Source organism: Gilliamella sp. M0364 (assembly GCF_016100565.1).
Lineage (GTDB): Bacteria > Pseudomonadota > Gammaproteobacteria > Enterobacterales > Orbaceae > Gilliamella > Gilliamella apis.
Genome location: NZ_JACFSF010000001.1, coordinates 669880 through 695613 on the forward strand (window position 1 = coordinate 669880; position 25734 = coordinate 695613).

A 25734-nucleotide genomic window follows, 5' to 3' on the forward strand; every position below is an offset into this window, starting at 1 on the left:
TAAAATATCAACCAAGATGTTAATCTTAACATCTGCTCTATAAAAATTTTTAAATTAGTAAAACAAATTGATTTTGTTTTATTTGTTAATTGCAAAATACTTATTCTGCTTGGTTTCTACACTTTTAAAGTTAATCAATTTACCAATATTTTGACAATTTTTAAAATTTATTTTTGTAAAATCATATAAAATATCTAAAAAGTTATCGTATCTGCAATTTTTATCTATTATTCTTTGACATTCTGATACAATTTCTGTTCTTTCTTTTGAGTTCTTTATATAATATTTACATAAATCTCGTAGCGAAGAAGGGTCCTTATACACAGGAATAATACCGTTAAATATTTTATCAAGATCTTTACTCGGATTAGAGAGTAGCATAGAGTTAGACGCCAGAATATCACAAACTCTCCATGAAAATCCCGTATCAACTTGAGCATGAGGTAATGTTAAGGATATGACTGATGAATTATAAATTTTTTCATTACCCTTTATATCATAGATTGGCAAAATATGAGTACTCTTCGCAAGATTAAAATTATTTGAAGAAATTCTTAAATTTTGGATCCAAGTAAAAATATGTAAATCCATATCTGAAATTTTAGACAAGTAGCTTTGTCTTATATCAGAAGTTTTCATTAAAAAGACTTCTTTAATTAATAAATCCAAGGATATATTTTTACCTATCTTATCTTTAATCTGTTGCCACTTACTTTGAATATTAGATGTTTTTTTCTTTGAGATTATAATATCGTCAACAAGTTCACAAAATTCATTGTAAGTTTTTTCATCTTTTCTAACATGAAGCTCATAGATAATATTCTCAAATAAAAATTGAGAAACATTATAAAAATTTCCTATAAAAGAAATATCATATTTCTTTGGTAATTTTGGGTTTGCATTTATCGCGGTAACATAAGGAATTCGCTGCTGCTTCTCAAATCCAATTTTATATAAATTCTTTACATCCTCACAAAAATCATCATTAAAATACAGTAAATGATATCTTGAATTAAATTTTTCTATCAGGCTTCCTCTATTCCAATATACAGGAGTATCTGATGCAATTATATAAACAGGACAATTTGTTACCTGTAGGAAACTTTTTCTTATACAATTATTAAAAGTAAATATTATTTCAGGGTTAAAAGTTTTTACTTCTTTAGTTGCTTTAAATTCCAATAATTTGGTAGATAAACTTTTATCTTCTGGGAAATCTTTTTTAATATATAGTAAAACATTATTTCCATTTTTTACGAGAGATTCAACAAATCCTTCTATTAGTGGTTCTAAAGCTAACGGAGATATTGCCCGAAAAAAACCATCAGCGCAAACTAAAATATTTGCCATAATTATTCACCAAACTTATTTGAAAGAAAAATTTAAGATAATTTATTTATTACTAGATTGTGTTAATTGTTTCCTTAAAGCTTTATTATCATATTTATCCAACCTCAAATATGAGGAAATAACACTTAAACTTTTATTTATATCATTAAGATTTTCAACTCCTATACCGAATCGAATAAAATCACTTGTACTTATTCCATATGCACTACCAGAAACAGTAGCTATATTATGATTAAATAATAATTCTAATACTAACTCATCTGTAGAGCCTGGGAATTTTGAAACATCAATCATAAAATAAAAAGTTCCAATACCAGGTAGTACATTAAGTTTGTGCTCATTAATAAGTAATTGTACTTGTTTCCTTTTTTCAGCCATTTGACGAGCTTGAGGTATAGTATGATCTAAAATTGAATCAAAATTTTTAGCTAAATAATTTTGTAATAATGTCGGTGCACACGTAATTAAATGTTGGTTAAGCTTTAACAATTGAGAAATAATAATTTTATTAGCAATAGCATAACCGACTCTCCAACCAGACATCCCCATATTTTTAGAGAGGGAATTAACAACAATAGAATGCTCTTTGTGTTTGTCTAAATTTAAAATTGAGATAAATTTATCATCTTTTAGAAGAAAATCACTGTAAGCCTCATCAGATAAAATGATTAAATTATATTTTTTAGCTAAATTTAGTAAAAAACTTAATTCAGATTCAGAATATAAATAGCCTGATGGATTGTTAGGATTATTTATAACTATAATTCTCGTTTTATCAGTAATATATTTTTCCCATTGATTAATATTTTCAGCGAAAGGTATCCCTACATAAACTCCATTTGCCAATGATATTTGTTCTTTATAACTTAACCATGACGGTTCAGAAACAAGCACTTCATCCCCAGGATTGATTATCGTCATCAATAACATATAGATGATAACTTTCGAGCCAGCACTAATCAAAACTTCAGAATCAGCATCAACTCCAACTTGATAATATTTTTGGTAAAGTTCAGCAATTTTTTTCCGTAAAAGTAATTGCCCTAAACTACTGGAGTAATGGTAGCCTAATATAAATTCTTCATCAGTTATATCAAATCGTGGTATTTCAAAAAAAGCCTCACCTAAAGAATAAGTATATACTTTTTCACCTAGCTGTCTTTTATCATATACAATTTGATTTATCAAAATTGATGCAGCAGGAGGAATGGCTACAACTTTATCATTTAATTTCATTAATCTTCTCCAACAACTTTTTAAAATTCAAATTTAATGAATCTATCAAATCAAATCGCCTATAAAAATCCACAACATCCTGCTGATTAAAAAAAGGAGCATCAGATCCCAATAAAACTCTTTCTGCGAAAGCACTTTTGCATGAATATAAAATTGCATCATTTATATAGGCAAGTCCTTTTCCTAAACCGCCTAAAACAGTATGTGTTAAAGAGAAATCAATCCATATGTTTTTCTGAAAATGACATATTTTTATAAAGTCATTAATTAAATATCCCCCAGAATGAGGAAATATAAAAATAATATCGGGGAAAATACGTGCTATTTGCCAATAATCATAAGGTTGCCAATAAGGTTCATTTAAAGTATCGATCATAACACAATGCGGTTTATTGAGATATATCGATTGAATAACTTGCTCAGGCGTATAATGTTCTCTACGAGGATGATATTTTAAAAACTTATGTTCAATCACTTCATGCAACATATTTTTTGTAACATAAAAGTATGATACATAACCATTTTGAGGAGAATGATAAGTTAATGCTTGTTGATTATTCATTGTATCTGCAAATTTAGGAGATCCTTCAAGACCAATGATAAATCCACCGCTTTCTTTTGTTTTAGTGTGTATATGGCTATCAAAAAACATTTACCCCCCCATTCCCATTAACATATTTTTCTCAAGTAGATCAATATAGTCCTTAGTTAATATACTTTTATCACCTTTCAAAATTTCAAATCCCACTCTAGCATTATCATTATCAATAATATTAAAACAAGCACCTGATTTTAGAGAGGAATGATCTGAATAAAGGCTCACAATATTTTTATCGCAAAAGTCTAATAGTGAACATTGTTTCTTAATTGTGAAATTATTTGGAAAATCATAAAAATAATACATCGATGAAAAATTAGTTTGAGGAAGAAGTCCATGAAAGACAAGTCCACCTTTATATACATCTAATAAATCCATTAAATAATCGCGTCCCGAAACAATATCAACAAGATCTGAGGCTATGAAACCACTTGATCTGGCACCTATTTCAATCGGTGATAATGTCCCATCTTCTTTTAATAATATCTCTAAATGTCCTAATGACGATGAGAAATTTAAAGCTTGGTAACACTGTATAGCATAGTTAGCAATTTTATTCTGTAAAGAATCACTAATTGAATTATAATGCAATTTAACTGCAATTTTGTTGTTCTTATTATATGGAGTATGTGATTTTTTAGAAATTCCGTAAACACTAACATTTGAATTACTATCTCCTAACATTTCAACGGTAAATTCGGTTCCTATTACAAATTCTTCAACTATAACCAATCCATTCGAACTTTCAGTCGAAGCTTTTATAAAAGCATTATGCAAGTTTATCTCATCATCAGCTCTAGGACATATTGTAATTCCTCTTGAAGAACTAGAATTGTCTGGCTTAAATATTAGTGAAACATGTTTATTTTGTACCAAAATAGATGAATCATAACTTGAATAAGCTCTGGAAAATCGATTTAATAGACCTGCTTCATTCCATTTTTTAGTCATCATTGATTTCGATGAAGCATTTGCAACACCATGATCATTTAACGTTTTGTATCCAAATAATTTATTTAAATATGCAACCGCTTCCACTGCTAGGTCTATAGACGAGTAAGCAAAAATTACATCATTAATTACTCCGTCTTTTTCAAGCGCTCTTTCTATACTTTTACCATCTTTAACATCTAAACGATAATGTTTATCGCCAACAATATCTGGTTTTTCATTCCAATCAACAACATAAACCAACATATTTTTATTTTTAAATTTTTGGTAAATACCATAATTTAACTTATTTCCACCTAACAATAAAAAAATGTTCCGGTTTATCATAATAAATTCCTGTTATATTTAATTAAACTTGAAATATTCTCAATGCTTATAGTAAATGTTAATATTGTAAATATATCATTATGCTTTGCGTAAAGAAAGTTAAATCATATTTGTTTTTATTAACTAATATTAAACATTGCTTAACAAACATACCATTATTAATATGCTCACAATATTTACCTCCCTATGCTATAATCCCTAAGCTTATTCGCAATTGCAGTATGTGATACCCCTAATCTTTTGGCAAGTTTTCTTGAGCTTGGATATTTGACATAGAGACTTTTTAGGACTTCTTTTTCATAGTTTTTAGTCATTTCATCTAGCGTTTTATTGTCAATATCGCTAATCAATGAGATCTGAGTTGAAGTTATTGCTGGTAAAACAATGTCTTTTACTGTCAATTGTGAAGATGTTAACTGAGCCAATGCTGAATAAAGTACATTTTTAAGCTGTCTTACATTTCCTGGCCATGAATATTGAGCTAAATAAGGAATAACATCTTGATTAACTGTTGGCGGTGTAATGCCCTGCTTATTAGCAAATTCATCAATAAAAATTTGTGTAAGCGGTGCAATATCTTCCTGACGCTCTTGTAGTGAAGGTAAATTTAAGGACAACACATTCAAGCGATAATAAAGATCTTTCCTAAACTTTCCTTGTTCCACCAATTCAGCTAAATCAACTTTAGTTGCACAGATGATTCTAACATCAACATAAACTTCGTTATCATCGCCGACTCGTCTAAAAAAGCCATCATTAATAAAACGCAATAATTTGGTTTGCATTTGGAATGACATTTCATCAATGCCATCAAGTAATACAGAACCACCATTAGCCTGCTCAAAAAAACCTTTTTTGCTTTCTAGTGCTCCTGGATAAGCCCCTGCGGCATGACCATAAAGCTCACTTTCAACAACATCATCAGGCATAGCAGCACAATTAAGACCTAAAAAGGTTTGATCCCCTCTAGGGCTATATTGATGACATGCACTAGCCAATAAATCTTTACCGGTGCCAGTTTCACCGGTAATCAATAGTGGCTCCCTTTGCATTGAAAAAGCTTTAGCTTGAGCAATTAATTTTTGCATTGGTTGGCTTTTAACAGCAAAAATATCAAAAGCATGATGTCCAACAACATTAATTTTTGCTAACCGTTTTTTTAGATATTCAACTGGTTGCAAAACAAAGGTAATAAGGGATGATTCATTAATTTTTTGCAATAAAAAATACTGCGAGTTCAATACAATAATCGTATCATCATGTTCAGATAAATCGAATGTTGTATCTAAATTAAATGCATTTCGATAATCAAATGGCTGATCTAAGCTTAATAAATTACTAGAAAATAATGCTTTTGCTGCATCATTATAAGCAACTAATTGTGTATTATTGTCGATTTTAATGATGGCTGCTTGCATTATAATGCTCCCACTTTTCATTCAACTTCATTAAATTTTGATGACGATTCTGCCAATCATGACTCTTTATCAAATCGGCATAATTTACTTTGGTATTAGTTAATAGTAGTTTTGCTTTATCAGTTAATAATGGCTGTTTTTCATTTAAACGAATTAATGCATCTAAAATAGCTAATGTGCCATTTCGATTATTACAAGCCAATAATAAATCACAACCAGCATTAAGCGCTGCTTTAGCTCGTTCAGCGTGATCACCCAAAACAGAAGCACCTTCCATCGATAAATCATCAGAAAATATAACACCATCAAAATGTAACTTTTCACGTAACACTGTTTTTAGCCAAAACTCTGACCCGCTGGCAGGTTTATCATTAAATTCAGGATAAATAACATGAGCAGGCATAATGGCATCAAGTTTCTTTTCAGCGATTAATTTAGCAAAAATCTGCATATCATTTTCAATGAGTTCTTTCGAACGATAATCAATTGGTGTTTCTTTATGAGAATCAGCAATAACATGACCATGACCAGGAAAATGTTTACCAGTTGTTTTCATGCCTGCCGAATGCATACCATCAATCATTGACGATGCGATTTGATAAGCAATATAACTATCTTGATGAAATGATCGACTACCTATGGCTAAACAATCATGACCTAAATCAAGTACAGGTGCATAACTTAAATCAATGTCGTAAGCAATCAATTCCATCGCTAGTAACCAACCCGCGTCAAATGCTAATGATTTCGCTTTTTCTAAATCATTAAGCAAAGCAAAAGATTGTGCAGGAGGAATAAGAGTAAAGCCTTGCTTGAAACGTTGAACTCGACCACCTTCATGATCAACCGAAATTAATAAACGTTCTGATGTCGCCGAACGAATTTGCTTTATCAAGTCAGTCAATTGCTCAGGCGACTGATAATTGCGACTAAATAAAATAATCCCTGCTACCATTGGATTTTTTAAAAGCGCCATATCATCATTAGTTAATGATGTACTCGGCACATCAATCAATAAAGGCCCCATTATTCAGCAGCTCCTTGAGAAGGATCAGGATTAGCAGAATTTTTGGATTGGATATCCTTTGTTGTCACACGTTGTAAAATTTCACCCGTTTGGGTTGAAAGTAATTCCATAGAAAGGTTGGCATCTTCATTTTCGGTTGGTAACTTATAAAGTGTGGTAAAAAGCACATAGCTTGCATTTATTGACTTAGCCAAACCGATCATTTTACTGCGAGAAACAAGTTTATCATCAACAGAAATACCTAACGCTTGTTTAGCTTGACTGATCGATTGTCTATCAGCCACAGAGAAAATGCTTTGCTTATTCAGTATATTATGTAACGTTGTATCAATCTGATTTGTTGCTAAATAATCGCCACTACGATTTTGGATATCACTAATTAACAACAGTTTATTACCTTCAATTGCTGATGAAGATTGCAATATTTTATTAACAACTGGAGATAATATATCATTCCAATCAGTTGTTTTAACTATCTGTGGCGGAGTATCTACCACCCCAGTGTTATCGGGGATTTCTACTGGTGGATTGACTTCAGTTTTTTGATTATAACCAAGAAGTTGACATCCAGCTAAACTAAAAGCAAGTATGCCCACTCCAACGATACGTTTAAACTGTTTCATATAAATTAACCTATTAATCGCCCTAAATTTTTACCACCTAATAAATGCATGTGAATATGAAAGACTTCTTGTCCTGCATCTTTATTACAATTCATTATTAAACGATAACCACTTTCATCAATCCCTTCTTGCTTGGCAATTTTAGCCGCAACAACCATCATATGACCAAGCAGTGCTTCATCAGACTCTGCAATATGATTTACGGTTGGGATCAATTTATTGGGAATAATTAAAATATGTGTAGGGGCTTGAGGAGAAATATCCCGAAAGGCAGTGACCTGATCATCTTGAAAAACAATATCAGCAGGAATTTCACGGCGAATTATTTTACTAAAAATGGTTTCTTCAGCCATATAAGCACTCCTTTAAAAATAGCTATTAATATTAAACTTTTATTTTATAAAGAATAACATATTTTAATAACAAAGATGTATAGATATCGTTACATTTTTACACCTAATTCACTTATTCAAGTAAAAACTTTGCCGAAAAGTTTTTTTTATTCTATTTATAATCGATTATTAGTTAAAATTTTTAGTTATGATTAACAGATTATTTTTATTATAAAAAACGAATAACACTTTTAATATTTATTCATTTGTTAAAGTAATTATTTTGATATATAATGCGCCGTCGATTTCAACCGCTTAATTTTCATGTTCCTTGCTTTCAATGGGTTGCGGTTGCCCCGACAGAAAGCTGATTAATCCGTAGGGAGCGATAATGCGTCATTACGAAATTGTATTTATGGTTCACCCAGATCAAAGTGAACAAGTACCTGGTATGATCGAACGTTATACTGGTACGTTAACCACTGATGGTGGCAAAATCCATCGTTTAGAAGATTGGGGTCGTCGTCAATTAGCATATCCTATCGAAAAATTGCATAAAGCACATTATGTGTTAATGAATGTTGAAGCTACTCAAGAAGCAGTAAATGAGCTTGAAGATAACTTCCGTTTTAATGATGCAGTAATTCGCAGTTTAATTATGCGTACTAAACATTCTGTAACTGAAACATCACCAATGCTAAAAGCTAAAGATGAACGTCGTAGTTCTGAAGAAGATTTTAGCGATGCAAACATGGACGATGATTCGGAAGAATAATCGTTTAGTTTTATCGGGATTGGTTACCAAAACCCCGATTAAAAAAATGAGTCCAAGTGGGATATCACACTGTCAGTTTTATTTAGAACATGTTTCTGAACAAATTGAAGCAGGACTCCCAAGACAAGCATGGTGCATAATGCCCGTTATTGTCAGTGGACAACAAGAGTTAAGTTACAGTATTAAAAAAGGCAGCAAAGTTTTGGTAAGTGGCTTTATTAGTACACATACTAAACGAGATAAAACCAGTCAAATAGTTTTACATGCTGACCAAATTGAACTATTAGGAGAATAGCCAAATGGCACGTTACTTCCGTCGTCGCAAATTCTGCCGTTTTACAGCAGAAGGCGTTAAAGAAATTGATTATAAAGATGTTTCTTTATTAAAAAGCTATATCACAGAAAGTGGTAAAATCGTACCAAGCCGTATTACTGGTACTAGCGCAAAATATCAACGTCAACTAGCTCGCGCTATCAAACGCGCTCGTTACTTGGCATTATTACCATATACTGACAATCATCAGTAATTAGCAACAGAGGGAACATATAATGCAAATTATTCTACTCGATAAAGTTGCTAATTTAGGCAGCTTAGGTGATCAAGTTAATGTTAAAGCGGGTTACGCTCGTAACTTTTTGATTCCACAAGGTAAAGCAGTACCAGCAACTAAAAAGAATATTGAATTCTTCGAAGCTCGTCGTGCTGAATTAGAAGCAAAATTAGCTGAAACATTAAAAGCAGCTGAACAACGCGTTGCTGAAATCAATGCTTTAGGTAAAGTAACTATTACTTCTAAAGCAGGTGATGAAGGTCGTTTATTTGGTTCAATTGGTACTCGTGATATCGCTGATGCAGTTAAAGCTCGTGGTATTCAAGTATCAAAAAGCGAAGTTCGTTTACCAAATGGCGTATTGCGTACTACTGGTGAACACGAAGTGTTATTCCAAGTACACAGCGAAGCTTTTGCAAAAGTTATTGTTGATATTATTCCTGAATAATCATCAAATAAATAGCAATAAAAAACCCGTTTAATTAAACGGGTTTTTTATCAAAACAAGAATAGATTCGACACCAACCTGCAATTTATTCCTCTGTTTGACTTTTGCTTTCAGATTTGGCTTGTTCTTCTTTATAAAGCTTGTTGTCGTACATTTTGACAAAAGGTAGATAAATTACTAACGCTAAAATTGCTGAAAGTATCGCAACAAACATAGCTCGATAGTCCCCACCAGTACCAATAAACGCTCCTAATCCCATTGGTGATGGCCATGGTATTAATGCAATAATTGGATTCATAAACCCACTACTAATCGCAAAATAACCTAAAGTACCACATGCCATTGGTGCTAATAAAAACGGTAAGGCAAGATATGGGTTATACACTATCGGCATACCAAAAATAATTGGCTCATTGATATTAAAAATTGCTGGGACTGCTGAAGCTCGCCCCAAAATTTTTAATTGACTCGATTTAGCACAAAAAGCAATAAAGAAAGTCATAAGTAACGTTGAACCTGAACCACCTAAAATTACCAATGAATTATTGAATTCACCAGCAAATGGAATATGTGCGCCGCCAACGTTTTCATTCATATTACTAAGCATTATAGGCGTAATAAATGCCCCAATTATACTAGCACCGTGAATACCAACAACCCAAAGCGCATGGATTAAAAATAGAATCACCATTATACCAAGCCAACTTTTAGTTAAATTGGTTACAAAGGTAAATGGAACACCGATAATATCAAATATATCCGTACCAAAATACACCAAAATTCCGTTTAGAATAAGAATTGTGAATGCAATAACAAAAGTTGGAATTAATGCAGTGAATGATCGGGATACGCCTAATGGAACGGTTTCCGGCATTTTAACCACCCAATTACGACGTACACAGAGGAAATACAACTGTGTTGCAATAATCGCCATAACAATGGCAATAAAGATACCAGATGTACCTAAGCGATAAATAAACGGTTTTAAACGTAATCCGTTAAAAACTAATTCACTTTGGTCATTAAGTAAAACCATTGCACCGCTTTGCATTACCAATTCTGGTAAAGTCATAACAAAAGCAAATACCGATAACATAGCACCATTAAGTGCATTTACTTTTAAACCAGTTTCTTCTTCCTCAATTTTAGTTAATTCATAACCGACAACAATATTAAAATAGAGTGCTAATATCCCCATTGTCGCTGTATTTGCTATCATATAAAGATCACTTACTTTGAAAACAGTATTTTCAAACACTGTTTCTAAGCCAGTAAATGTCATCGGCAACGTATTAAACACCAAAAACATCGATCCAACTATACAAAAAGGCACTGACGCCATTCCAGCTGCCATTACTGCTCGAACAATCTTAAACTGCGATATTTTAGCCATCGGAGTCATTAGATACTTTTGTAACAACACAAATCCGGTATTCATTTTGTTTTCCTCATTCAATTGATGATTTCTTGATAAGCTTGGATTCTTTTAAAATGTTTATCCTCATTACGCTCAATTTTTTTTAGTTTTATCAGTATAAAAATAGTAAAAACTAAACTTGCTGCCAAAATGCCTAATATAATATTTACCGCCTCCGGTGAATTTTTTAGAAATGGAAAGAAAAAGTGAAACAATGGGGTATAAATCAAAACCATTAACACGATAATGGATATTAATAATGTTCGGTACAATAAACTGGCATAACGTAAATGATTTTTATGATTACGATAAAGCTTAATTTGTTCAAAACTAGTTAATGTAGCCATCACGATAAGCAACAGTGGTAGTACTATAGCAATTGATAAGCTCCCCAACAGAAAGACAGCCCAATAAAGGTTAATAAATAGAAAGAAGGCTGTCGCATAACGAACCGCTAAAAAGCGATTAAAATAAAGATTAGTCAAACTGACTTTTTTATGCATTTTAAGTTGGCTTTCTAGTGGAGTATTCATCGCTAACCTCTTTATTGATTTGATAACTGATAGGTTTTTTGATAGAGATAACACATCTCAATGGCAACTTCGCGTAACGTCATTGTTGTCATTAGATGATCTTGAGCATGCACCATGATAATTTCCATCTCAATTTTACAACCATTAGCATAAGATTGTAGAAGATCGGTTTGCGATTTATGTGCTTCTAATATTTCCTCATTGGCCTCTTCTAAGAGCTGATTTGCTGTATCAAATTCTGCGTTTCTCATTGCTTTGAAAGCAGCATGAATTTTGGTTTTGGCATTACCACTATGTAAAATAATATTAAATGCGGTAATTTGAATATCCTCTGAGCTCATTTGGTCATTCATTGTTACGATCCTTTTTCAATAAGTTGGATAAAAAGTGATTTAAACTGATTAAAATTTGCAATTTTTAACATGGCTTGTTGCATGACCGAATCATCGATTAAATTGACAATTGCTTTAGTCATCATTGCTAAATGAGAATTTTGATAAATTGACGGTGAAATCATAAAAACGAATTTTACATCTGGGTAGTTTTCATCCCAACAAAGCCCTTCTGGAATAATGGCAATCGCTATTTTAGCTATTTTACCTACTGGAATAGCTGGATGAGGAACCACGATGGTTGGACTAAAAAGTATTTCACCAATAACCATCCGTTTTTCCATTTGCTTTTGCATTTCACGTTTAAAGCTTTTTGCCTCATTAATAGACAAGAGATCAAGCAAATGATCCAAAACAGCTTGTTTAGATGGTTTGTTTGAGCACAAATAAAAATAATCTGCGGCAATATCATCAAAGATTTGACTAATATAATGCGAATGATTTTGCTGTTTATCATCAAATGTTGTCACAAATGAATTTTTTGGCAATGAATTAGGTTTTTGTCTATGGGAAAGATAACGGCGAATAGCTTGAACATCTTCTTCACAAAAAAATACTGAAACATGAAATACCGGTACTTTAAATATTTTTGACGATAAATCGACCGAAGAAATAATAAAATCGATGTCATTTAACATTTCTGGATCAATTTCATAATAACCTCGTGTTGCCACAATTTTCACTCTTTCATCAAATTCACTTTCTACTCGATTTTTAAGTAATTGAGCACTACCAAGACCCGTTGCACAAATAATTAACACTTTGGCTTTCTGTTCATTTTTTAGTTTTTCAAGTGATGCTAAAAAGTGCAGTGCTAAATATCCCCATTCATCATCATTCACTTCATATTGTTGTAAATTGGGTAATTGATTGAAATAACGCTTAACTAACCCAAAGACTTCACAATATTGGTGTTTGATTTCATCTATTAATGGATTATCTAATTTAATATTCTGTTGTAAACGTACTAACATTGGTTTTAAGTGTTGGATTAATCCATTTTTTAATTGTTCATCATGCAAAAAAGGATAGCCTGTTTCTTGTTGGATCTTTAATAGCAAATTTGTTAATGACAAACCTAAATCATCATCCAGATCATCTTGAATTAAATTAGATTTACTCATCAAATGTAGAGTAAGGTACATCTGTTCTTCTTTAGGAAAATGAAAACCAATAATCGATTCAATGCGAGCGATGATTCGCTCGGCAACTTGATATTCAAGTGATGAATTTGTTGAAACAGGCAAATCAAGATTCTGAATCGAAAGTCCCGATTGTAAACGCTTAATACTTAATGATAAATGCAAGACAATATTTTGTATCATCACGTCAGATAATTTAATATTTGCCTCACGACATTCATCTAAAATAATAATAGTTAATGAATCAAAACTAATGGTTTCACAAGCTTGATTAAAATAGGACAAATGGTGTAGAAAATTAATTGAATCCTCATGAAAAAAATAGCTCATTATAAAATGACGTTTAGCTTTTTCTTCACCATCAACAAAAACTAGAGAATGATTTTTTTTAATTGTTAGTTCATAAGGAAGTAATTGAGATTTAATTTCGGCAATATCTTTATTTAATTGAGATGAGCTGATAAATAGTTGTTCTGATAATGCTTCAACATCAATTTTTTGACTCTCTAATAACAATAAATTCAAAATATAATGTTTTCGTTCACTCGCTTCTCGACATTGAAATTGTTCAACATTTTTATCTAATAAATGGTGTTCAATTAAAAATAAATTAAATGCATTTCGATCTTCAATTTGTAATTGAAAACCGTAACCTTGTTTACTTATTATATTGCCGCCATTACTTTCAATTATAGTTTTTAAATCTTTAAGGTAGGTACGTACGGTACGATCAGATAACGATAATTGCGTAGCTAATTCTTGACTACTTTTATATTCATTTTTAGAACGAACAAGTAAACTAATTAGTTCTCGTTGTTTTTGTTTTATCATTATCTACTACACCTTAACTATTAATGAAATTTATCCAAAGGGTTAAGTTACTAAAATGGCAATATTAAACTTAAGCCATTTTATGATGCGAGCCTTCATAAAAGATTCGCATCATATTAAGATCGGTAGAACAAAGATTTTCTTGAATATTAGTTAATATTATCCTCGACTAATTTAGCTAATTGTTCAATACCAGACGGTATTGGGATATATGCTTGAAAAGGAATACTCACCACTGGTTTTCCTACTTCATCGCCCAACGTTTTTAATTTATCAAACATCATCATGGTTTGAGGGCTAATTAAGAACAGTGAAAAATCACTATTTTTAATCTTACTACTACCTTCAGTTGCTGATACCGCATCAAGTTCAATGGCTTTATTTTGGCTAGCAAAAAATTCAGTAACTTTTTTAGCCATAAGTGATGATGACATACCTGCTGCACAAATAATTAACGCTTTTTTCATAATTTCTCCTAATGAATTTAAATCGTTATAAAATTTCACCATTTGACTCAATGACTTTTTTATACCAAGCAAAAGAATCTTTACGACTACGTTTTAAGGTACCATTGCCTTTATTATCTTTATCGACATAGATAAAACCATAACGTTTTTCCATTTCACCAGTACCAGCAGAAACGAGATCAATACAACCCCATGGTGTATAACCCATCAAGTCAACGCCATCTTCAATAACGGCTAACTTCATTTGTTTGATATGTTCACGTAGATATTCAATTCGATAACTATCATGAACACTACCATCCGATTCAACTTTGTCATAAGCACCAAAACCATTTTCTACAATGAATAGCGGTAATTGATAGGTGTCAGTTAGCCAATTTAAGGTATAACGTAAGCCCTCTGGATCAATTTGCCAGCCCCAATCGGATTTTTTGACATATTGATTGCCGACTAAATCGGTTTTTTCATTATAATCATAATGATCATTACCTTTATTGTGTCTAACCACATTCGACATGTAATAGCTGAATCCAATATAATCAACCGTTCCTTTCGTTAATACTTCTAAGTCTTGCGGGGTAATATCGAGTTTGATATTTTTTCGTTGCCAATATTTTTGAATGTAATTTGGATATTTGCCATGCACATGGACATCAGTAAAGAAGTACTTACGTTCCATCACTTTTTGCGCCATTAAAATATCACTTGGTTTGCAAGTTTCAGGATAAATTGGCACTAGTGCAATCATGCATCCAATTTGAAAATCAGGGTTAATCGCATGACCAATTTGAACTGCTTTTGCACTGGCAACTAATTCATAATGAGCGGCTTGATACATGATCTCCTCACGATTATCACCTTCTTTATAATAGATACCAGAATTAGTGAAAGGAGCAAAATCTTCGTTAAAATTAGCTTGGTTATTAATCTCATTAAAGGTCATCCAATATTTCACTTTATTTTTATAACGATCAAAACAGACTTCGGCAAAGCGAACAAAGAAATCGATTAATTTACGATTACGAAAACCACCATATTCGGTTACTAAATAATAAGGTAATTCGAAATGTGAAAGAGTGACTACAGGTTCAATGTTATATTTTAAACATTCATCGAACAAATCATCGTAAAACTTCAAACCTTCTTCATTTGGTTCAAGCTCATCACCTTTTGGAAAAATTCGCGTCCAAGCAATTGAAGTTCGAAAACACTTAAACCCCATTTCAGCAAATAACTTAATATCATCTTTATAATGATGATAAAAATCGATAGCTTCGTGATTAGGATAATACTCACCAGGAATAATACCTTCAGTGATTTTGCGATAGCTTTTCGGTGATCCGACTGTCATCACATCAGCAACACTCATACCTTTGCCGCCAACTTGCCAAGCACCTTCCAATTGGTGAGCAGCAACAGCACCGCCCCATAGAAAATCTTTTGGTAAACCTTTATTATTCATAATCAATTACCTATGTTTATTGATGATTCAAATTTAGTATAAGAGGAAAAATAAATAATTACTAACCAACTTTTTCCGTATTGATAAGGAAAATTGTAAATAGAATAAGGAAAATTTATCTTAAATTTGGATAACGAAGAGAATTAGGAAGAAAACAGGGAGTTGTAAATTTAAACTTAAGAAAATAAAAATTTGGCAGCTAATTTATAACTAAATAGCTGTCAGTTAAACAATAATACTCAGGTGTTAACCATTTTTTGTGCAAATAATCGCGTTGCTAATAAACAATGAGCCATAGTTGCCCCTACTCTAACAGATGCGGAAATGGAAATTAATTCAGCCGACTATCCATGTCGGCTTAGCGTTTATTCTTACTTATTATTTATAACGTTATTCAATAATAAAACAAGCTATCTATAATGTTTTAAGTTTTATTTAGCTACCCATTTGCCATGCTCATCCTTATGATAGACCTTTTCAACCGCTGACCAAGCAACACGAAAAGCAACTTGTTCAGCATCACTGTTGTCGCGTCGTTTCTTCGGATCTTGATACTCTTTTATGGCACTATTAAAAGCTTCTTTAAAAATATCTTGAGCATGGGTAGGTAAAACATGTCGGACTGATTCAGGTAAATCTTCTCTTGTTTGATATGGCATATCACATTCCCCCTCGAAATTAATCACAGATTATTGATAACTTTGATTGGTAATTGCGAACATCACAGAAAAATAGTTAAGTTGGATTGAATTTAGTCTTATTTTACCCGAAATACAAGTATTATCACGCAATTGATAGTATTAATTTTCATCTCGATTAATATTAACACTTATATAGCGGTGTATTTTTACACCGCTATATATTGTTCTACGACTAAAGATGAAATCACCTATTCACATCAACCACAAAGCGTCCTTTAATTTCGCCAGCGATCATCTTATTTGCTATCTCAGAACATTGATCTAATGTAATGGTTTTAGCTATATGAGTATACAGTTGCTCTTCCATGTTTTCTGCTATTAATTGCCAAGCTGCAACCCGTTTATCATAACTTGCCATCACACTATCAACTCCCGATAGTGTTACGCCGCGTAAAATAAATGGTGCCACGGTTACAGGTAAGTCCATACCTTGTGCCAAACCACAACATGCGACTATGCCACCATATTGAGTTTGAGCACAAATATTAGCTAATGTGCTTGAGCCAACAACATCTATTGCTGCTGACCATAACTCTTTTTGTAACGGTTTATTCGGCGTTTTTAATGATTGACTATCAATAATATCAACCGCACCTAGTTTTGATAAATACTCTTTATCAGAAGTTTTACTTGTTGATGCTGTAACGTTAAAACCCAATCTAGACAATAAGGCAATGGCCACAGAACCGACACCACCACTAGCACCGGTTACCAAAATTTTGCCATCTTGTGGTTTAATACCAAAATCAATAATGCGTTTTACACAAAGTGCAGCGGTATAACCAGCGGTACCCATAGCCATTGACTGATAAGTAGTCAGGTTATTAGGTAAAGGGATTAACCAATCTGATTTTAGATAGGCATATTGAGCTAAACATCCCCAATGAGTTTCTCCACATCCCCAGCCATTTAAAATAACCAAGTCACCGACTTGATAATGGCCACTTTGACACTCAATAACAGTACCCACACCGTCAATACCCGGCACCATTGGCCATTGTCGAACTATAGGACTTTTATTTGTCAAGGCTAATGCATCTTTATAATTGATGCTTGAATAATGGATTTGAACTAAAGTATCTCCCGGCTGCTGCAATAACTGCTGTTTAGTAATTGTCTTTAAGGAATTTGAAAATCCAGTAACCTCATCTTTCCCTAATATAATTGCATTGAATGACATGATAATTCCTTAGTACATTTAATATGTAAATCATGATAAATAGTCATTAGAGTAAATGCAATCATTGAGCTACTGATTGTGTTTTCAATTCATAAAAAAGCCTGATATCTATCAGGCTTAATAGTCATTATAAATTGGCTAACGAATAAATTGATTCTATTTTGCTTTATTACGCTGTACTTTCTCTGAAACAGCGCCAATAAATACCACATCACTAGATGAATTAAGTGCAGTTTCAACTGAGTCTTGAATTACACCAATTGCAATACCGATACCAATGACTTTTGCTGAAATTTCATTAGGTATGCCAAACATACTACAAGCAACAGGAATCAACAGTAATGAACCACCAGCAATTCCCGATGCTCCACAAGCACAAACACTCGTTACAATACAAAGCAATACCGCAGAAAGGACATCAACTTCTATATGTAATGAATTAACAGTTGCTAAGGTTAAAATAGTAATAGTGATAGCTGCACCTGACATATTAATGGCTGCCCCTAACGGTACCGCGACGGAATAGGTATCTTCATCCATTTTTAGTTTTCGACAAATTTCCATATTAACCGGTATATTTGCTGCCGAACTACGAGTAAAGAAAGCTGGAATAGCACTCTCTTTTAATGAAGTTAAAACTAATGGATACGGGTTCTTACGCATGACCATATACGCCAATAAAGGATTAATGATCAATGCCACAACTAACATACAAGATACCAACACAAGAATTAAATGGGCATATTTAAGTAATTCACCAAATCCTGTTTCTGCAAGCGTTGAAGCGACTAAACCAAATACACCTAATGGCGCAAAACGAATAATAATTCTAACGATAAATGAAATAGCTACAGAAAGATCATTCATCATTGTTTTCGTGGTTTCACTTGAATGTCTTAATGCAATCCCAATACCAACACCCCAAATAATAAGACCAATATAGTTAGCATTAACCAGCGCATTAATTGGATTGTCGATCATCTTATTAAATAACGTTTTTAGTACTTCAAGAATACTACCTGGAGGTGTTAATTTTGTTTGATTAGCAGTATCACCTAAAGAGATATCAGAAGGAAAGATAAAACTAGCAACAGTTGCTAATAATGCCGCTAACATCATACCGGCAAAATAAAGTGCCAATAGTTCTCCCATATTGGCCCGTTTACCATGTTGGTGATTAGATATTGAAGCAATAACTAAAATAAGTACCAAGATTGGAGCTACTGATTTCAAAGCATTAATAAAAAGTGATCCTATAAAGGACATATCTAATGCAACATCTTTTGAAATTGCCGCTAACGCAATACCTAAGATTAACCCCAAAATAATTTGTGGTATTAATCCTACTTTGAAATAAAAACGAACCAATTTATTGGTTGAATGTGTCATAGTGCTTCCCTATGTATAAAATACAAAACGGCAACCTTATCATAAATTAAAACAAAAACTATAAAAAAATTATCATGATAACTATTTTTTATATTACTTTATTCAATTATTAAGTTTAATTATTATCCTGAATCTAGATAGGGGTTAGAAAGAGTCGCCAATAACTATTATCATTCAATAAAAAATTTTGAGGAAAGGGGTTTTTGAGAATGATAAAACGAGAATAGCATTGGATAATTAATTCAAATTCGAGATAAATATTCGTGATTATATCGTTTAATTTATAAGTTAAGAGCTCAACAATAAGATTAGGGAGGTTAATATCAAAAATTTAAATTACATATTAATCGCCGATATAACTGTTTCGAAAAGGCAATACTAATAATCTTAATATAAAAAAACAATATGTTTTACCAACTGCAAGAATCTAATAAAACATATTGTTATTATTAATTTATAAATTATTTTTAATACTAAATAATTTCAGCAATAGGATCATCAGCATTAACATACGTACCTTCGGTATGAGAATGTTTCAAAATACCTTCACGATGAGCTATTACTTGAATTTCCATTTTCATTGCCTCGATAATTGCAATCATATCACCGTGTTCAACCTTTTGATTATCCTCAACCAACCATTTAAACAAATTGCCAGACACTGGAGCTGGAACAATTAAATCAAGATTTGTGTTAGTAGTTACAACTGATTGGGCTTCACTATTGGTCTGGCTGATAGATAATCCAGAAAATAGTTTCGCTGGTAAACCAAGCTTACAACGTTTACCATCAATTTCAATAAAGGTATGGGTCAGTAAATCTTCTTGCTGCGGAAGTTGCCTTTTTGCTGGTTCAAGTTCTGCTTTAAAATCCGTTTCAATCCAACGAGTATGCACATTAAACTGCTGGCAAAAATCAGGATGGTCTATCACTTTTCGATCAAATGGTAGCACACTAGCAACTCCTTCAATGGTAAACTCAGCTAATGCACGACGAGCTCTTGCCAAAGCCTGTTGGCGATTATTACCAACAATAATAAGTTTAGCCATGAGCGAATCAAATGTAGCAGGGATCACTGAACCTGCAATCACGCCACTATCTAAACGAACACCTGGGCCTGTCGGTATATCAAAATGAGTTATCGTTCCGGCCACAGGTAAAAAACCATTAGCAGCATCTTCAGCATTTATGCGAAATTCAATAGCATGCCCTCGCGGTTGAGGCATTTGTTTAATACTAACAGGTAATCCTTGCGCTATCCGTAACTGTTCGATAACGAGGTCAATTCCTGTTGTTTCTTCGGTCACTGGATGTTCAACTTGTAATCGAGTATTTACTTCTAGAAAAGACAGTTTACCATCCTGACTCAGTAAAAATTCAACGGTACCAACGCCAATATAATTAGCTTTAGCACAGATATCGATTGATGCTTTAACTATTTGTTTTTCTATTTTTTCATCTAAAAAAGGTGCTGGTGATTCTTCTATCAACTTTTGATTACGACGCTGTAAAGAACAATCACGAGTACCAACTACAACAACATTACCATGTGCATCAGCGATAACCTGTGCTTCAATATGTCGAGGATGATGTAAAAATTGCTCTAAGAAACATTCACCACGACCAAATGCTACCGTTGCTTCACGAACAGCTGAATCATAGAGTTCTTCTAATTCATCCATTTGCCAAGCAACTTTAAGTCCTCGACCTCCTCCGCCAAATGCGGCTTTAATTGCAATTGGTAATCCATGCTTACGCGCAAATTCAACAACTTCTTTGGCATTTTGTACAGGCTTATCTGTACCGGTAACTAGTGGTGCCCCGACTTCGATAGCAAGTTGTCTCGCTTTTACTTTATCGCCCAAAATAGCTATTGTTTCAGGTTTAGGACCAATCCAAATTAAACCAGCATCTTGTACCGCTTTGGCAAATTCAACTCGTTCAGACAAAAAACCATAACCGGGATGAACCATTGTTGCTCCAGATTTTTGCGCAATCGCAATAATCTTATCAATATTTAGATAGGTATCACTCGGTGTATTACCTGATAATCCATAAGCTTCATCAGCCATTTGCACATGCAATGCATCCATATCAACATCGGCATAAATCGCTATCGATGCAAAATTCATATCTCGACAAGCACGAATAATCCGAACGGCAATTTCACCACGATTAGCAATCAATACTTTGTGTGCAACTTGTTTATTAATTTCAGACATGATTAACATGGCTCCCTTCAAATTCTTTAAAAACTCCAATCGGATTAAATTTTATTTTGGCATTAACTGGAATTTGACCAGCCAAATCCAAATGATAATTACATACTGCTGCAATAACCGGATAACCACCTGTTAGAGGATGATCATTTAAAAATAGTACCGGTTGTCCATTAGCAGGAATTTGTATTGCCCCCATACAAGTGCCTTCACTTGGTAATTCTTGTTGTTTTTCACGCTCTAAAGGAATTTCACCCAAAAGACGTAAACCAATACGATTTGATGCCGGGGTCACTTGCCACAATTGTGAAGTTAGTTGTTGTATAGCTTGTTGTGTAAACCAATCGGTACGAGGGCCAAACATTATATCCAATTCGACAACATCATCTTTACATGGATAAGAGATAGCGGGAGTTTCTGTTAAAGAAAGCGCGTTAAAAGTTTGACCATTCTTGATGGTCAATGTTTGACCAACTTTTAGCGGACTCGGACCGACTTGCGCCAAAGTATCAAAAGAACAACTAGCTAAGATCGGCTGAACTTGCAAACCGCCACGCACAGCAACATAACTACGTACGCCATACTGTACGTTACCTAAATGAACAATATCACCTTGTTCTAATTGGATCGGTTGATACATATTAGCAAAATAGCTTTCACCGCTAACTGTAGTAACTTTAATCTCACATGACGCCCCTGTCACAGCAATTAACATAGCGCTATTAATACGAGCTTTAAAACCACCTTGAGTTATTTCTAAAACAGCCTCATTAGTTGGATTACCTAGTATACGATTGGCACTATGCAAAGCTGCTTTATCCATTGCACCTGATTCTGAAATACCTAATTCAGCTTGTCCTATGCGGCCATTATCCTGTAATAAAGTTTGAATTCCAGTGGCTAATATCTCAATATCTTGCGATTGCTCTTGTTGTTCAACCGGCAAGGTTACTTTTTTCGATTGTGGTAAGCTATATTTAGTGACAGTTTTACTTGCATCAATAAAATTTACTCGTGTACCTGGTTTAAAGAGTGCCGGCTCGTCACGATAAATATCCCAGACTTTAACGTTGGTAACACCAATCAGTTGCCAACCTCCGGGACTTGCTTGTGGATAAACACTACTAAATTCACCAGCTAGGGCTACAGAGCCAGCAGGAATACGAACCCGGGGAGATTGACGGCGAGGAACGTTAAGCTGAATATCCTTCGCTACCATATAAGCAAAGCCAGGTGCAAATCCACAAAAAGCAACCTGATATTCATTACTTGTATGTCTAGAAATAACATCAGCAACGCTAATGCCTAAATATTCTGCTACAAAGCCTAAATCCTCACCATTATAACTAACTGGAATGGTAACTAATTCACCCGTTCTTAATTGCCCTGAGGATACATCTAATTGCGCTATATATTGGGCAAGTTTATTTCCATCCATAATAATGGAATTATATCGAACTAACACAGTCCGAGCGGCTGGTATTATTTCATTTATATTCCATACATCTTTTTTATATTGTAATGCATCAGTTAATGCCATCACTTGTTCTAGAGTCTCTAACTCGACAAGCAGAGCATCAATATTAACTGGTAAAAAACGCATTATACACCTCTAAACACCGCAAAAAAGATTGCTTATAAGTAAATCTTTATTTGATAATTACGGCAAATAATTGAATTATATTGTTGCAATATCTACTGCAAATTACTCATTAATAACATCGGTAAATGAAGCAATTTTAACGCCATTATTTTGTAATTGTTGGCTAACTCTTTGCGCCATCGCTAAAGCGCCCATACTATCACCATGAACACAAATTGATCCAGCATCAATCTCAACAAACTCACCTTCAATTGATATCAAACCACCTTCATTAACAAGTTGTAACATACGATTGGCAACAATATCTGGATCATGTAAGACTGCACCAGCCTCCTTACGAGAGACTAATGTACCATCGGTATGATACGCTCTATCAGCAAATGCCTCAGCAACAACTTTCAAGCCACTTTCTTTAGCCCAGCTGATTAATGGTGATCCAGCCAAAGCAACTAACACAAGATGAGGATTAATCAGTCGAATAGCATCAATCGTTGCCATTGCTTGGCGCTTATCATGCGCTATCGTGTTATATAAAGCACCATGCGGTTTAACATAACTAACTTTAGCATCAATAGATTTTGCTAATCCAGTTAATGCGCCAATCTGATAAATAACATCAGCAATTAATTCTTCAGAACTAATATCCATATTTCGTCGGCCAAAACCAACTAAATCAGGATACCCAACATGAGCACCAATACTTACATTATTTAACTTGGCTGCTTTTAATGTTTTTAAAATCCCTTCTGGGGAACCGGCATGAAAGCCACAGGCAATATTGGCACTGCTAACAACTTTTAGCATTGCTTCATCATTACCCATTTGCCATTGACCAAAACTTTCGCCAAGATCACTGTTTAAATCAATAATCTTATTAGTAATCATGATGCCCTTCATTTTAAATAATTAAAAATAGTGAAAACAGACATTGCTCCCATATACCATGTGATAGCACAAACCAAAAGTCCTGACCACAATAGCCATCTAGGATAATAATAACCAGACATTAAATCAGCCCGTTTCCATCCTATGTAAACAAAGATAGTTAAACCAAGCGGTAATACTAAACCATTAAACCCACCAGCAAAAACCAGCAATGATACCGGAGCGGTACCCATAATTAAATAAATCGCCAATGAGGCAGCAATAAAAACAATAGTCGCAAATTGGCGTTGTTTTTCACTAATATTACGTTTAAAAGGTGTAATAAAAGTCATCGAAGTATAAGCCGCTCCGATAATACTCGTGATGGCTGCTGCCCATAGTATCAAACCGAAAATACGCAAGCCTAATTCGCCTAAAGCCGCTTGGAATGCTTGTGATGCAGGATTAGCGGCATAACTTGAAATATCGATTGTTACGCCACTGGCTACTACACCTAAAATGGCTAAAAACAAAATATAACGCATTAAACCAACAACCATGATCCCTTTTGTTGCTGCACCAGATACATAGTCTATATGTTCTACGCCAACCATACCTTTATCAAGTAAGCGATGAGCACCAGCATAGGAGATATAACCACCAACAGTACCACCAACAATAGTTGTAATTGAAGCAAAATCAATATTTGATGGTATAACTGTCTCTTTTAAAGCCTCACCGACAGGTGGATGAGAAGCAAAGACAACAAAAAGCGTCAAAATGATCATCAATAAACCTAAACCAATCATTAGGCGATCAATAAAATTACTCGCTTTACGTGATGAAAATATATAAACCGCCATTAGAGCACTGATTGCTCCTCCCCACTTAGGATCAAGGCCAACTAATGCATTTAAACCTAAACCGGCTCCAGCTATATTGCCTATATTAAAAACTAAACCACCAAATATAACTAATATTGCTAATATATAGCCACTAAAAGGTATAGTACTGTTAGCGATATCGGATGAGTTCATTTTTGTTAATGCAACTACTCGCCAAATATTTTGCTGAACCACAAAATCTATAATGATAGAGGCCAAAATACCAAAACCAAAAGCAGTGCCAAGTGTCACGGTAAAAGTAGCTGTTTGAGTGATAAAACCGGGACCAATTGCCGAAGTTGCCATCAAAAAGATTGCACTAATCAGCGATGCTCGCCTATTTTTTACAAAAGCAACGGTACTGCTGCTATGATTTTCCATACGCATGTTCCTCTTTACTAAACTTCTCTATAATTATGATTAATCTGATATCAATATATGCAATTACTATGCCAATATTTCTAACATATTTCAAAAAACAATAGCAAATATAATTACTATTTTTTTAACAAAAAACTAATTAAAAAAAATTATAATGATTAATAATGTGCAAAGAATAAAACTATAGAGATAATTAAAATCATTTAATAATCATGCTATAACTTAATGAAGTTAGCAAAAAACTAAATAATAATTACTAATAATTTAAAAATAAATATTATATTTTTTTCAAAGATAGTTATTTTTATAATAATTTGTAAATTAATTTAAATGACCATTGCACTATAATTGGGCAACTAACACAGTTATCTTTCCACTTATAATCCATCTATCTTATTTTATACGCTTATCAAATGATTAAAGTTTATTCAAATAATAATCACTTTAATAACTCATAATAATTTACTTAATACTAAAAAAATTTTGAGGAAAGGGGGTTTTTTAAAGATAAACATAAAGGTAAATAGCTTGAAAAACTACTATAAAACAGGTTATTTGTTGACTGATGAGATAACATTTCCGCTTTACTTGATATTGAGATTAATAAATAATCATTCAAAAAGACAACCGTTA

The 25734-nt window shown here is 33.2% G+C and carries 24 protein-coding genes and 1 pseudogene; 4 read left to right on the plus strand and 21 right to left on the minus strand.

Going from position 1 to position 25734, the window contains the following annotated elements; translation table 11 throughout:
- Positions 1-78 precede the first annotated feature (78 nt).
- The 8 genes and pseudogenes from H3U96_RS03040 to H3U96_RS03075 form a co-directional block, all read right to left on the minus strand.
- Positions 79-1350: a glycosyltransferase gene (locus H3U96_RS03040; protein WP_198195532.1), complete on the minus strand. Its 1272-nt coding sequence runs from the start codon at positions 1348-1350 to the stop codon at positions 79-81.
- Between the two features lie 42 nt (positions 1351-1392).
- Positions 1393-2586, minus strand: coding sequence for a pyridoxal phosphate-dependent aminotransferase (locus tag H3U96_RS03045; RefSeq protein ID WP_086360880.1), 1194 nt, complete (start codon positions 2584-2586; stop codon positions 1393-1395).
- Positions 2573-3238, minus strand: a complete 666-nt coding sequence (locus H3U96_RS03050; RefSeq protein ID WP_086360881.1) for an amidohydrolase family protein — start codon at positions 3236-3238, stop codon at positions 2573-2575. The genes H3U96_RS03045 and H3U96_RS03050 overlap by 14 nt, the downstream gene beginning before the upstream one ends.
- Positions 3239-4462 (minus strand): acetyl-CoA carboxylase biotin carboxylase subunit family protein, encoded by a 1224-nt coding sequence (locus H3U96_RS03055; RefSeq protein WP_086360882.1) that lies wholly within the window; start codon positions 4460-4462, stop codon positions 3239-3241. It lies immediately after the preceding gene.
- Positions 4463-4638: 176 nt separating this feature from the next.
- Positions 4639-5508 (minus strand): annotated as a pseudogene (locus H3U96_RS03060) (sigma 54-interacting transcriptional regulator); the annotation flags it as partial.
- Positions 5509-5860: 352 nt separating this feature from the next.
- Entirely contained in the window at positions 5861-6907 is a 1047-nt protein-coding gene (gene nagZ / locus H3U96_RS03065; RefSeq protein WP_065579330.1) for a beta-N-acetylhexosaminidase, read from the minus strand.
- The gene (locus H3U96_RS03070) at positions 6907-7530 is read right to left on the minus strand and encodes a penicillin-binding protein activator LpoB (protein WP_198195534.1); all 624 of its coding nucleotides are present in this window, start codon (positions 7528-7530) and stop codon (positions 6907-6909) included. The genes nagZ and H3U96_RS03070 overlap by 1 nt, the downstream gene beginning before the upstream one ends.
- 5 nt (positions 7531-7535) lie before the next feature.
- Positions 7536-7883: an HIT domain-containing protein gene (locus H3U96_RS03075; protein ID WP_065579332.1), complete on the minus strand. Its 348-nt coding sequence runs from the start codon at positions 7881-7883 to the stop codon at positions 7536-7538.
- Positions 7884-8253: 370 nt separating this feature from the next.
- Here H3U96_RS03075 and rpsF point away from each other — a divergent pair, with 370 nt between their 5' ends.
- From rpsF to rplI, 4 genes are read left to right on the plus strand one after another with little or no spacing between them, the layout of a single operon-like run.
- A complete protein-coding gene (gene rpsF / locus H3U96_RS03080; protein ID WP_065579333.1) occupies positions 8254-8637 on the plus strand; it encodes a 30S ribosomal protein S6 in 384 nt (127 codons plus the stop codon).
- Positions 8621-8932, plus strand: a complete 312-nt coding sequence (priB, locus tag H3U96_RS03085) for a primosomal replication protein N (protein ID WP_065579334.1) — start codon at positions 8621-8623, stop codon at positions 8930-8932. The genes rpsF and priB overlap by 17 nt, the downstream gene beginning before the upstream one ends.
- Positions 8933-8936: 4 nt before the next feature.
- Positions 8937-9164, plus strand: coding sequence for a 30S ribosomal protein S18 (rpsR, locus tag H3U96_RS03090; protein ID WP_025314965.1), 228 nt, complete (start codon positions 8937-8939; stop codon positions 9162-9164).
- A 22-nt stretch (positions 9165-9186) separates the two neighbouring features.
- Complete coding sequence (rplI, locus tag H3U96_RS03095) at positions 9187-9636, plus strand: 50S ribosomal protein L9 (protein ID WP_065579335.1); 450 nt, start codon at positions 9187-9189, stop codon at positions 9634-9636.
- 85 nt (positions 9637-9721) lie between these two features.
- Here rplI and celB read toward each other — a convergent pair whose 3' ends face one another.
- The 13 genes from celB to H3U96_RS03160 all read right to left on the minus strand — a co-directional run bounded on the left by celB (position 9722) and on the right by H3U96_RS03160 (position 25101).
- Complete coding sequence (gene celB, locus H3U96_RS03100; RefSeq protein WP_086357389.1) at positions 9722-11074, minus strand: PTS cellobiose transporter subunit IIC; 1353 nt, start codon at positions 11072-11074, stop codon at positions 9722-9724.
- A gap of 14 nt (positions 11075-11088) precedes the next feature.
- On the minus strand, positions 11089-11586 hold the full coding sequence (locus tag H3U96_RS03105; protein WP_065613415.1) for a hypothetical protein: 498 nt from the start codon (positions 11584-11586) through the stop codon (positions 11089-11091).
- Positions 11587-11597: 11 nt separating this feature from the next.
- Complete coding sequence (locus H3U96_RS03110) at positions 11598-11939, minus strand: PTS cellobiose transporter subunit IIA (protein ID WP_065613416.1); 342 nt, start codon at positions 11937-11939, stop codon at positions 11598-11600.
- 2 nt (positions 11940-11941) lie between these two features.
- The gene (locus H3U96_RS03115) at positions 11942-13951 is read right to left on the minus strand and encodes a transcription antiterminator (RefSeq protein ID WP_198195536.1); all 2010 of its coding nucleotides are present in this window, start codon (positions 13949-13951) and stop codon (positions 11942-11944) included.
- A 149-nt stretch (positions 13952-14100) separates the two neighbouring features.
- Positions 14101-14418 (minus strand): PTS cellobiose transporter subunit IIB, encoded by a 318-nt coding sequence (locus H3U96_RS03120; protein ID WP_065579381.1) that lies wholly within the window; start codon positions 14416-14418, stop codon positions 14101-14103.
- Positions 14419-14443: 25 nt separating this feature from the next.
- Positions 14444-15880 (minus strand): 6-phospho-beta-glucosidase, encoded by a 1437-nt coding sequence (locus H3U96_RS03125; RefSeq protein ID WP_198195538.1) that lies wholly within the window; start codon positions 15878-15880, stop codon positions 14444-14446.
- A 431-nt stretch (positions 15881-16311) separates the two neighbouring features.
- On the minus strand, positions 16312-16539 hold the full coding sequence (locus H3U96_RS03130) for a ChaB family protein (RefSeq protein ID WP_034902480.1): 228 nt from the start codon (positions 16537-16539) through the stop codon (positions 16312-16314).
- A 226-nt stretch (positions 16540-16765) separates the two neighbouring features.
- Entirely contained in the window at positions 16766-17761 is a 996-nt protein-coding gene (locus H3U96_RS03135) for an MDR family oxidoreductase (RefSeq protein ID WP_198195540.1), read from the minus strand.
- A gap of 156 nt (positions 17762-17917) precedes the next feature.
- The gene (sstT, locus tag H3U96_RS03140; RefSeq protein WP_065579342.1) at positions 17918-19150 is read right to left on the minus strand and encodes a serine/threonine transporter SstT; all 1233 of its coding nucleotides are present in this window, start codon (positions 19148-19150) and stop codon (positions 17918-17920) included.
- Between the two features lie 473 nt (positions 19151-19623).
- On the minus strand, positions 19624-21372 hold the full coding sequence (locus H3U96_RS03145) for a biotin carboxylase N-terminal domain-containing protein (RefSeq protein WP_198195542.1): 1749 nt from the start codon (positions 21370-21372) through the stop codon (positions 19624-19626).
- Positions 21365-22972, minus strand: a complete 1608-nt coding sequence (locus H3U96_RS03150; RefSeq protein WP_198195544.1) for a 5-oxoprolinase/urea amidolyase family protein — start codon at positions 22970-22972, stop codon at positions 21365-21367. The genes H3U96_RS03145 and H3U96_RS03150 overlap by 8 nt, the downstream gene beginning before the upstream one ends.
- A 102-nt stretch (positions 22973-23074) precedes the next feature.
- Positions 23075-23857 carry a LamB/YcsF family protein gene (locus tag H3U96_RS03155; RefSeq protein ID WP_198195546.1) on the minus strand — a complete coding sequence of 261 codons (783 nt, stop codon included), beginning with the start codon at positions 23855-23857 and terminating at the stop codon, positions 23075-23077.
- Positions 23858-23865: 8 nt separating this feature from the next.
- A complete protein-coding gene (locus tag H3U96_RS03160) occupies positions 23866-25101 on the minus strand; it encodes an NRAMP family divalent metal transporter (RefSeq protein ID WP_198195547.1) in 1236 nt (411 codons plus the stop codon).
- Positions 25102-25734 lie beyond the last annotated feature (633 nt).

Bases quoted from the DNA above. Each gene is read 5' to 3' on its own strand.
- rpsF (WP_065579333.1), top strand. From the start codon at position 8,254: ATGCGTCATTACGAAATTGTATTTATGGTTCACCCAGATCAAAGTGAA.
- H3U96_RS03075 (WP_065579332.1), bottom strand. From the start codon at position 7,883: ATGGCTGAAGAAACCATTTTTAGTAAAATAATTCGCCGTGAAATTCCT.
- H3U96_RS03115 (WP_198195536.1), bottom strand. From the start codon at position 13,951: ATGATAAAACAAAAACAACGAGAACTAATTAGTTTACTTGTTCGTTCT.
- H3U96_RS03125 (WP_198195538.1), bottom strand. From the start codon at position 15,880: ATGAATAATAAAGGTTTACCAAAAGATTTTCTATGGGGCGGTGCTGTT.
- H3U96_RS03145 (WP_198195542.1), bottom strand. From the start codon at position 21,372: ATGTCTGAAATTAATAAACAAGTTGCACACAAAGTATTGATTGCTAAT.
- H3U96_RS03155 (WP_198195546.1), bottom strand. From the start codon at position 23,857: ATGATTACTAATAAGATTATTGATTTAAACAGTGATCTTGGCGAAAGT.
- H3U96_RS03070 (WP_198195534.1), bottom strand. From the start codon at position 7,530: ATGAAACAGTTTAAACGTATCGTTGGAGTGGGCATACTTGCTTTTAGT.
- H3U96_RS03110 (WP_065613416.1), bottom strand. From the start codon at position 11,939: ATGAATGACCAAATGAGCTCAGAGGATATTCAAATTACCGCATTTAAT.
- H3U96_RS03150 (WP_198195544.1), bottom strand. From the start codon at position 22,972: ATGCGTTTTTTACCAGTTAATATTGATGCTCTGCTTGTCGAGTTAGAG.
- H3U96_RS03055 (WP_086360882.1), bottom strand. From the start codon at position 4,462: ATGATAAACCGGAACATTTTTTTATTGTTAGGTGGAAATAAGTTAAAT.
- rpsR (WP_025314965.1), top strand. From the start codon at position 8,937: ATGGCACGTTACTTCCGTCGTCGCAAATTCTGCCGTTTTACAGCAGAA.
- H3U96_RS03120 (WP_065579381.1), bottom strand. From the start codon at position 14,418: ATGAAAAAAGCGTTAATTATTTGTGCAGCAGGTATGTCATCATCACTT.
- H3U96_RS03135 (WP_198195540.1), bottom strand. From the start codon at position 17,761: ATGTCATTCAATGCAATTATATTAGGGAAAGATGAGGTTACTGGATTT.
- H3U96_RS03130 (WP_034902480.1), bottom strand. From the start codon at position 16,539: ATGCCATATCAAACAAGAGAAGATTTACCTGAATCAGTCCGACATGTT.
- H3U96_RS03045 (WP_086360880.1), bottom strand. From the start codon at position 2,586: ATGAAATTAAATGATAAAGTTGTAGCCATTCCTCCTGCTGCATCAATT.
- H3U96_RS03040 (WP_198195532.1), bottom strand. From the start codon at position 1,350: ATGGCAAATATTTTAGTTTGCGCTGATGGTTTTTTTCGGGCAATATCT.
- rplI (WP_065579335.1), top strand. From the start codon at position 9,187: ATGCAAATTATTCTACTCGATAAAGTTGCTAATTTAGGCAGCTTAGGT.
- H3U96_RS03160 (WP_198195547.1), bottom strand. From the start codon at position 25,101: ATGGAAAATCATAGCAGCAGTACCGTTGCTTTTGTAAAAAATAGGCGA.
- celB (WP_086357389.1), bottom strand. From the start codon at position 11,074: ATGAATACCGGATTTGTGTTGTTACAAAAGTATCTAATGACTCCGATG.
- H3U96_RS03050 (WP_086360881.1), bottom strand. From the start codon at position 3,238: ATGTTTTTTGATAGCCATATACACACTAAAACAAAAGAAAGCGGTGGA.
- nagZ (WP_065579330.1), bottom strand. From the start codon at position 6,907: ATGGGGCCTTTATTGATTGATGTGCCGAGTACATCATTAACTAATGAT.
- sstT (WP_065579342.1), bottom strand. From the start codon at position 19,150: ATGACACATTCAACCAATAAATTGGTTCGTTTTTATTTCAAAGTAGGA.
- H3U96_RS03105 (WP_065613415.1), bottom strand. From the start codon at position 11,586: ATGAATACTCCACTAGAAAGCCAACTTAAAATGCATAAAAAAGTCAGT.
- priB (WP_065579334.1), top strand. From the start codon at position 8,621: ATGATTCGGAAGAATAATCGTTTAGTTTTATCGGGATTGGTTACCAAA.